This window comes from Superficieibacter sp. 1612_C1, from assembly GCF_015234305.1.
Classification (GTDB): Bacteria; Pseudomonadota; Gammaproteobacteria; order Enterobacterales; family Enterobacteriaceae; genus Superficieibacter.
On sequence record NZ_JADGMI010000012.1, the window covers coordinates 1 to 9206 of the forward strand.

A 9206-nucleotide genomic window follows, 5' to 3' on the forward strand; every position below is an offset into this window, starting at 1 on the left:
ATGAATATGGAAAGAGTTTTTACCCAGATCGATACCAATGAGCGCAATGTTTTCCATGATAGTTCTCCGAATGAAAGCCTGTCCTCAGCATAGTACCGGGAAGGAGGGAGTGACCATCTCATTAATTATCCCACGCTAAGACTGTTTTTTAAGCAGGCATGATAGGCAGCGTTGAGCGAGAATCGAACATTTGAACTTTGCTTCAGTCCGGACATTGCTATCACGCAGGCGTAAAGCCCCTACGACGAACAAATCTCAGCGTTTTCTTGAGCAGGACGACCTGTTCAATGCCCTGATGAAACGTCAGTCACACTCTTGAGTGACATTTGGGAAGAAACAGATATATAAACTCCGGGCATGGCTGGCTATCCGATTGTTGCCTGAATAACACGTAATAGCGCTATCGTTAACCAGTGACCCCTGGAATGAATAATCAAAGTCGAGGCCGTACTGGGGATCGTCTGTTACCCGTATCGCTGAGCAATCTTACGAGGTATCCTAAAATGTTGAAGCCTTAGACATCTGCTACCCATTTTTTACGCTATGCATCTTGCTGGAATTAAAGTTCAGATCGCACAGTATTTCACGGGAAGCCTGTTTTTCCAGCGACTCCAGTACTAGGCTCGCCAGTGCCTTTCCCACTTGCTTGTAGGGTACTTCATACCCTTCTGGTCGGGTATCTAGAAACGCGGGGATATCGCTGCTGAACACGGCGGCACAAAGCGGGCGACGGAAACCGGATGCACTGGCATAAAAACTGGCTCCGACGGCCTGTAAATCAGATATACAGAGAATGTAATCTGGCGCATCGTCGCCCAGGGAATGGAAATAATGCATCGCGTCAAAGCCAGATTTTTCGCTGATTTCCCCCCAAAAAACCAACGCCGGATCAGCGGAGAGTTTCCATCGCGCGGTTTCCCTTTGCCAGGCGTCATAAACAATTTTTCCCTGCATACTGTCGTTACCCAGCGTCACTAACCCCACGCGCTGATGCCCCTTTTTACAGGCTCGGTAAACTGAATCCGCCACAACATCTTCAAAATTAAAATCGACCGAACTGTAATTTTTCTGGTGCGTATGACTTCTCCCGAATGTAATAAATGGGAAATTCGAATTTTGCAGAAAATTAATTCTGCGGTCATTCACCTGTGTCCCTGTTAATATTAGCGCATCCACTTTTTGCCGGGTTATTGCATTATTAATCCAGTCCAGCTCTTCTTCCTGGGTGGAGAATAAGTGGATAAAGGTGTCGATTCCATTGGCATTAAGGTCATACTGCATTTGCGCCGCAATGCGCATGAAAAAGGATGCGGTATAAAAGTTATCCGCATCCCCCGGCGGGAGTAACAGTACCGTTGAATACGACTTGCCGCTGCGCAAACTCCGCCCCGCAGCGTTGGGATTGTAATCATACTTGATGGCGGCCGCTCTGACCCGCTCCCGCGTTTTGGCGCTTACCTCAGGATGGTCATTCAGAGCCCGTGATACTGTAGCAATTGAAATTCCAAGAACTTTTGCCAACTCGGTGATGTTCATTGCATTCCCTGTATGGATAAAAACGCTATATATATTAACAAAGACACTTTAATTTCTGGAAGTATACCAGACCGTCTTATTAAAGATAAACGTATATGCTAGCCGGGCCATAAAATGGTTACCAGATCACAGAACATGAATCTTTCAGCCATCCTCACTTTCTAAATTAAACGTATTCCATTATATATAGAAAAACCGTAAACGTTTACGGAATCCATGAGAAAAGGATATAGCATGCGTTATATTGACTCACTTAATATTGAAAACAATCGACTAAAATGGCACTACAATGGTATGGCGATGCACATCATTCCGTGGGGTAACGATGGGCTGCGAGTATTAGCTGGTTATACCGAAGATATTGACCACGCGCCCCTCTCTGCGTTACTCGATGTTGATTCACCACAGGCCAGATTCCTTGAATCAGACACTGATGTCACCATCATTAACGGGGATATTTCTGCCCGCGTTGATATTCAGGGACGGCTGGAATTCAGAAACAGTGCAGGCAAATTATTGCTCAAAGAAATGTGGCGACAGCGCGATAACGGTGAGCACTTCTGGGCCGCAGGTGGCGGACATCCGGAAAACATCAGCGCGCTGAAAATCTCCGGGCGCGAATTTAAGCCATTATCAGGCAATGCCTCGCGCATTACCGTGTCATTTGAATCGGAACCCGATGAACATATCGCCGGCATGGGGCAGTATCAGCAGCCGTTTTTAAATCTGAAAGGCTGCAGCGTTGAGCTGGCCCAGAGAAATTCACAGGCGTCAGTGCCATTTATGATGTCCAGCCTGGGCTATGGTTTTCTGTGGAACAACCCGGCTATTGGCGAAGCGACATTTGCCCGAAATGTCACTCGCTGGACATCGCAGGCCGCAACCTGTATGGATTATTGGATCACCGCAGGCTCATCTCCGGCCGACATTCTGCGCAATTATGCCCGCGTCACGGGTACCCCGCCCGAAATGCCAGACTACGGACTGGGCTTATGGCAATCCAAACTGCGCTACCGCACGCAGGATGAACTGCTCGGCGTCGCCAGGGAATATCACAAAAGAGGGATCCCGCTCTCGGTTATTGTCGCCGACTTTTTCCACTGGCCGGTTCAGGGCGACTGGAAATTCGATAGCAGAGAATGGCCCGATCCTCAGGCAATGACCGAAGAACTTAACGCGATGGGTACGAAGCTGATGGTATCCGTCTGGCCAACCGTTGATTACCGCAGCGAAAATTATGCGGAGATGAACGAAAAAGGCTACCTGGTAAATACGCTGAAAGGTCTGAATATCAATTTTGACTTTCTCGGCAATTCGCGTTTTATCGATGTCACCCACCCCGATGCCAGAAAATTCATCTGGGAAAAATGCCGGAAGAATTATTTCGATCAAGGCGTACGTCTGTTCTGGCTCGACGAAGCCGAGCCAGAATATGGGGTATATGACTTTGATAATTTCCGCTATCACATCGGCAATACACTTGAGAAAGGGAATATTTACCCGCTGCATTACACCCAGGCATTTTATGAGGGGTTAGTCGCAGAAGGTGAGGCAAACCCAGTCAATCTTGTGCGTTGCGCCTGGGCAGGCAGCCAGCGTTACGGTGCGCTGGTGTGGTCCGGCGATATTCACTCTTCTTGGGACGCCATGCGTAATCAACTTTGCGCCGGTCTCAGCATGGGCCTTTCCGGCATCGCCTGGTGGACAACGGACATCGGTGGCTTTCATGGTGGGAATGTCGATGATCCGGCATTTCATGAACTGCTCATTCGCTGGTTCCAGTGGGCGGTATTCAGCCCGGTCTTACGTATGCACGGCCACCGGGATCCGATAACCGAACCTGAAATCCCCTTCCGTGACGGCATCCCCCAGTGCAATACCGGTGCCGGGAACGAGCTCTGGAGCTTTGGGGAAAAGACCTGCGAGATCCTTACCCATTTCAGCCAGTTACGTCAGCAACTCAAACCCTATCTCCGTGAGCTTATGCGCCATGCCCACCTGACCGGGGAGCCCCTGATGCGCCCGATGTTCTACCACTACAGCGCACAGCCCCAGAGTTGGGCGCTGGAAGATCAGTATCTGTTTGGCCCCGATATTCTCGTCGCCCCGGTCATGTCAGCCACGCAGCAGCATCGTCGGGTGTGGCTGCCAGAGGGAGAGACATGGATAGACATGAACACCCGTGAAGCCCTGAGCGGTGGTCGTTTTATCTCTGTGCCCACCCCACTGAACAGTATTCCGGTGTTCATTAAAAAGAACAGCCCGGTTCTGGAATACCTGAACTTACTCTTCTGACCTTTGAGGTTAACTATGGCTCATATTACCGATAGTCCGGCATCTACTGCCGTTAATAAAGGCAGTGTCGCTTTAAGCGTAAGAGAAAAAATAAGCTATGGATTTGGTGACGCTGGCGGCACAATTGTTACAGGTTTAATCTCGAACTTTCTCACCTTCTTTTATACCGATATTTTTGGGCTGACACCGGCCATCGTAGGAACGTTATTTCTGGTCCTGCGCGTCATTGACGCCATTTCCGATCCGGTTATCGGGATCATTGCAGACAGAAACCGTTCAGCTAAAGGACAATTCCGCCCTTTCCTGCTGTGGACGGCGGTCCCCTTAGGATTGATTTTATTTTTAACCTTCACGGTGCCGGATATCGGCACCGGCTGGAAAATTCTCTATGCCGTGCTGACCTATTTCGGCCTGTCATTGCTCTATTCGCTGAATAATGTGCCGTACTGTGCGCTCATCACCAAACTGACCACCAACCCACAGGAGTTAATCTCCTGCCAGTCTTATCGTTTCGTACTGTGCGGCGTGGCGGGTTTCATTGTCTCTGTCGGACTGCCGGTGATGGTGTCATGGTTTGGACAGGGCGACCAGGCGAAAGGCTATCAATTGGGCGTGGCCGTGCTGGCCACGGCGGCGATGGTGATGTTTCTTATTTGCTACGGTGGGGTAAAAGAACGCGTCAATACTCTGGCAACGCATGCGTTTAATTTAAAAGACAGCCTGCGCAGTATTCGTAAAAATGATCAGCTGATTTTGACGTTTTTTATGTCGCTGCTTCTGATCAGCATTTTTAATACCAAAGGCGGTTCAGCGCTCTATTTTATTACCTATGTCTTGCATGGCGACGCCACCTATACATCCCTGTTTTTTGGTCTGGCAACATTGGGCGGCGTAACAGGATCCGTGCTGGTCACCTGGTTCACCCGCTATTTTGAGATCCGTCGAATCTACTTTGCCGTGAACGTTCTGCTGGCCGTGGCACATTATGCCGTCTGGTTTGTGCCTGCCGGATATACCACCTTCTGGCTGGTTCTCGTTTTTGTCTGCTGCGTGGTGTTGGGTTTTTTACTGCCCATGCATTTCACCCTTGTCGCCTTCGCCGACAGTTACGGTGAGTGGAAATCTGGGACGCGGGCATCCGGAATGAGCTTTGCCTTTAATCTTTTTTTCGTGAAGCTGGCTTGGGCTGTTGCCGGTGTCATTATCAGCGTGACGCTGAGCGTGATTTCATACCATGCCGGGCAGGAACATCAGACGCCGTTATCACTGGGCGGCATAACGTTGCTCTCTACGGTGATCCCCGGTGTCCTGCATATGCTGCTGGCGGTGGTGGTCTATTTTTTCCGCATCGATAATGCTATGGAAGAACACATGCGCACAGAGATGGCCACCAGAAAGTAAAACTGTTGAATGCCAGAGGCTGAGTTATCAGCCTCTCTTCTACATAGGTGTCTATCAAAATAGTAATGTCCACTCCAGGCACATAGCAGACCGTCCAGCCAAGAACTCAGGTTTATTGCTGTTTTGTCTTTACCCGGAGTATCGTTTGCCGGGAGGTGTTGAATTCCCGCGCAATGGCGCTGATGCTGATTCCAGCGTTTATCCGTGTAATCACCGTAATTTTCTGTTCTTCATTCAGTGCTGAAGGACGTCCAAACCGTTTTCCTGCTGCTTTTGCTCGCGCAATACCAGAGTGTGTACGTTCAAGCAGCAAATCCCTTTCAAATTCAGCTACAGCTGAGATGACTTGCATGGTCATTTTTCCTGCCGGGCTGGTCAGATCCACTCCACCCAGAGCGAGGCAGTGAACGCGAATATCTGAAGCAGCCAGCTGTTCCACCGTTTTTCTTATATCCATCGCATTGCGCCCAAGTCGGTCGAGTTTGGTAACAATCAGCACATCGCCATTCTCCATACGGTCAAGCAGTCTGGTGAAGCCTGGCCGCTCACTGGCAGCAACCGAACCACTGATATGTTCTTCAATCAATCGTTGCGGTCTGATGGCAAAACCTGCCGCTTCAATTTCACGACGCTGGTTTTCTGTGGTCTGCTCCAAAGTGGAGACCCGGCAGTAGGCAAAAACTCGTGACATAGGAAACTTTCCGTACGAAAAGGGTGTCCGAATTATAACGCATGTACGAAACAAATTTCGCTGACTTTCGGACACATTGTCAGCCTGGTGTACGAAACCGACCGGTTTCGGTCATAGCCAATCCATAACATATGGAAACTATACGCGAGGGAAGCATTTATGCCACGGCGACAGATACTGAGCAGTGAAGAGCAGGAGCGCTTGCTGGTTATTCCAGATGATGAAATTATTCTGACCCGAATGTGTTTTCTGAATGAACAGGATATTGCACTCATTAATAAACACCGGCGGCCAGCAAATCGCCTGGGCTTTGCTGTATTACTCTGTTATCTGCGTGGACCTGGATTTATTCCGGACAAAAGCAATGTCCCTCACAGTAGCGTCATATCCAGAATCGCTTCCCGACTGAAGCTTCAGCCTGATTTATGGCCGGAATATGCTTCAAGAGAGCAAACCCGCTGGGAACATCTGACTGAGCTTTATCGATACCTGAAATTATCTCCGTTCAGCCGATCACTGCAAAAAGACTGTATCCGGCATCTGCATCCCTATGCGATGCGAACAGACAAAGGGTTTATGCTGGCGGAAGAAATGCTCAGTTGGCTACATAGCAATAATGTTATTTTCCCTTCTGTTGATGTGATCGAACGGACGCTTGCCGAAGCCGTCACGCTCGCTGATAGAGCGGTATTTTCAGCACTTACCGCACAACTGGAAAAGCAGCATAAATCAGCACTCGACAGTCTGCTCAAATCAGAGGGTGAACAAGCTTCCCGCCTGGCATGGTTACTTCAGCCTCCGGGTAAAATCAACGGTAAGAACGTGCTGCAACATATCGACCGGCTTAATTCCATCGCCGCGCTGGGATTGCCTGATGGTATTACGCTTTCCATTCACCAGAACAGGTTGCTTAAGCTGGCGCGTGAGGGCCGGAAAATGAGCAGCAGAGATCTGGCAAAATTCACCGATGTCAGACGTTACGCTACGCTGGTTTGCGTCATTCAGGAAGCGCAGGCCACACTGACTGATGAGGTTATCGAACTGCACGAACGTATTCTGGGGACTCTATTCAGTCGGGCAAAACGCACACAAGCCGAGAGGCTTCAGCTGACGGGGAAACTCATCCAGAGCAAGTTGAAGCAATATGTTACTGTCGGTCAGGCACTGCTGCATGCCAGAGAATCCGGTGAAGATCCCTGGGCAGCGATAGAAGATGTCCTTCCCTGGCAGGAGTTCATCAACAGCCTGGAAGAAACGCAGTTTCTGTCCCGTAAGGGCAATTTCGACCCGCTTCACCTGATCACCGAAAAATACAGTACGCTGCGTAAATACGCCCCGCGTATGCTTTCAGCATTGCAGTTCATCGCGACACCTCCCGCGCAGACACTCAGCGATGCGCTGGACACCATCAGGGACATGTACCGTAAACAACTTCGTAAAGTTCCGCCAGCAGCTCCAACAGGATTTATCCCTGAAAGCTGGCGAAAACTGGTACTGACGCCTTCAGGAATCGACCGCAAGTACTACGAGTTTTGCGTAATGAATGAACTCAAGGGGGCGTTACGATCCGGTGATATATGGGTAAAAGGATCGCGCCGCTACAGAAATTTTGATGATTATCTCATCCCGGCTGCTGAGTTTGAGAAATCCCGACATAATGACCAGTTACAACTGGCCGTTCAGACCGATTGCCGGGCATACCTTCAGGCCCGTATGACGCTTCTTGCATCGCGTCTGGAAGAAGTTAACGCGATGGCTCTTGCCGGTGATTTGCCCGATGTTGATATCTCAGATAAAGGCGTAAAAATCACTCCGCTGGAGAACAGTGTTCCTTCGGGGGCTTCCCCCTTTGCCGATTTGGTTTATGGCATGCTTCCTCATCCGAAAATTACGGAGATACTGGAAGAAGTGGACAACTGGACGGGGTTTACGCGTCACTTCGCACACCTCAAAAATAATAACGTCAGACCAAAAGACGGAAGACTGTTGCTGACCACTATTCTGGCCGACGGCATCAATCTGGGGCTGACAAAAATGGCGGAGTCCTGCCCGGGGGCAACAAAATCGTCACTCGAAGGTATTCAGGCATGGTACATCAGGGATGAAACCTATTCAGCGGCACTGGCCGAGCTGGTCAACGCTCAGAAAGCGCGACCTCTGGCTGCATTCTGGGGCGACGGTACAACATCGTCGTCAGACGGGCAAAACTTTCGGGTAGGCAGTCACGGGCGTTATGCCGGTCAGGTCAATCTTAAATATGGTCAGGAGCCAGGCGTGCAGATTTACACGCATATCTCAGACCAATATAGCCCGTTCTACGCCAAAGTGATCAGCCGGGTGCGCGACTCAACCCATGTGCTTGATGGTCTGCTGTATCATGAAAGCGATCTGGAAATTACCGAGCATTACACCGATACCGCAGGTTTCACTGAACATGTTTTCGCTCTGATGCATCTGCTGGGATTCGCTTTTGCACCGAGGATCCGGGATCTTCATGACAAGCGGCTGTTTATTCATGGAAAGGCCGAGCGCTATCCGGGGCTTCAGTCCGTCATATCAACAACCAGCCTGAATATCAAAGACATTGAGGCGCACTGGGATGAGATATTACGCCTAGCAGCCTCGATTAAACAGGGGACTGTCACCGCATCGCTGATGATTAAAAAGTTGGCCAGTTACCCAAAACAGAATGGACTAGCCAAAGCGCTGAGAGAGATTGGCCGCATCGAGCGGACGCTGTTTATGCTGGACTGGTTTCGTGATCCCGGGCTGCGCCGACGTGTACAGGCAGGGCTGAATAAGGGGGAGGCCCGTAATGCCCTTGCGCGAGCGGTGTTTATGCACCGGCTGGGTGAAATCAGGGATCGTGGGCTGGAGAATCAGAGCTACCGCGCCAGTGGACTGACGTTACTGACTGCGGCGATCACGTTATGGAACACGGTATATATAGAAAGAGCCATTGAGTCACTAAAACGAAAAGGTATTCCGATTAATAATCAACTGGTATCTCATCTTTCTCCCCTGGGCTGGGAACATATCAATCTGAGTGGCGATTACGTCTGGCGTAATAATATTAAGCTAGGGTCCGGAAAATACCGCTCATTACGCACAGTCGACACCGAATTGTACAAAAAACAGGCTTAGCGTAGGATATTTAATGAGATGGTCACTCCCTCCTTCCCGGTACTATGCTGAGGACAGGCTTTCATTCGGAGAACTATCATGGAAAACATTGCGCTCATTGGTATCGATCTGGGTAAAAACTCTTTCCATATTCATTGCC

General features: G+C 49.8%; 6 protein-coding genes. 4 read left to right on the forward strand and 2 right to left on the reverse strand.

Annotation, left to right across the window (positions count from 1 at the left end):
* Positions 1-525: 525 nt before the first annotated feature.
* On the reverse strand, positions 526-1536 hold the full coding sequence (locus tag INT84_RS23995) for a LacI family DNA-binding transcriptional regulator (protein ID WP_194208759.1): 1011 nt from the start codon (positions 1534-1536) through the stop codon (positions 526-528).
* A 243-nt stretch (positions 1537-1779) separates the two neighbouring features.
* On the opposite strand from INT84_RS23995, the gene INT84_RS24000 reads away from it, so the two are divergent.
* Together INT84_RS24000 and INT84_RS24005 are read left to right on the forward strand one after the other, a co-directional pair.
* Positions 1780-3831 carry a TIM-barrel domain-containing protein gene (locus tag INT84_RS24000; protein ID WP_370529705.1) on the forward strand — a complete coding sequence of 684 codons (2052 nt, stop codon included), beginning with the start codon at positions 1780-1782 and terminating at the stop codon, positions 3829-3831.
* A gap of 24 nt (positions 3832-3855) precedes the next feature.
* Positions 3856-5232 carry an MFS transporter gene (locus tag INT84_RS24005; RefSeq protein WP_252000524.1) on the forward strand — a complete coding sequence of 459 codons (1377 nt, stop codon included), beginning with the start codon at positions 3856-3858 and terminating at the stop codon, positions 5230-5232.
* Positions 5233-5344: 112 nt separating this feature from the next.
* Here INT84_RS24005 and INT84_RS24010 read toward each other — a convergent pair whose 3' ends face one another.
* Positions 5345-5923 carry a recombinase family protein gene (locus INT84_RS24010; protein ID WP_194208762.1) on the reverse strand — a complete coding sequence of 193 codons (579 nt, stop codon included), beginning with the start codon at positions 5921-5923 and terminating at the stop codon, positions 5345-5347.
* A gap of 159 nt (positions 5924-6082) precedes the next feature.
* On the opposite strand from INT84_RS24010, the gene INT84_RS24015 reads away from it, so the two are divergent.
* Together INT84_RS24015 and INT84_RS24320 are read left to right on the forward strand one after the other, a co-directional pair.
* Entirely contained in the window at positions 6083-9067 is a 2985-nt protein-coding gene (locus INT84_RS24015; protein WP_194208763.1) for a Tn3 family transposase, read from the forward strand.
* Positions 9068-9145: 78 nt separating this feature from the next.
* Positions 9146-9206: hypothetical protein (locus INT84_RS24320; protein ID WP_225658749.1), on the forward strand; the 61-nt coding region annotated here is incomplete at its 3' end.

Coding starts and splice junctions, on each gene's coding strand:
- INT84_RS23995 (WP_194208759.1), bottom strand. CDS start 1,536: ATGAACATCACCGAGTTGGCAAAAGTTCTTGGAATTTCAATTGCTACA.
- INT84_RS24010 (WP_194208762.1), bottom strand. CDS start 5,923: ATGTCACGAGTTTTTGCCTACTGCCGGGTCTCCACTTTGGAGCAGACC.
- INT84_RS24015 (WP_194208763.1), top strand. CDS start 6,083: ATGCCACGGCGACAGATACTGAGCAGTGAAGAGCAGGAGCGCTTGCTG.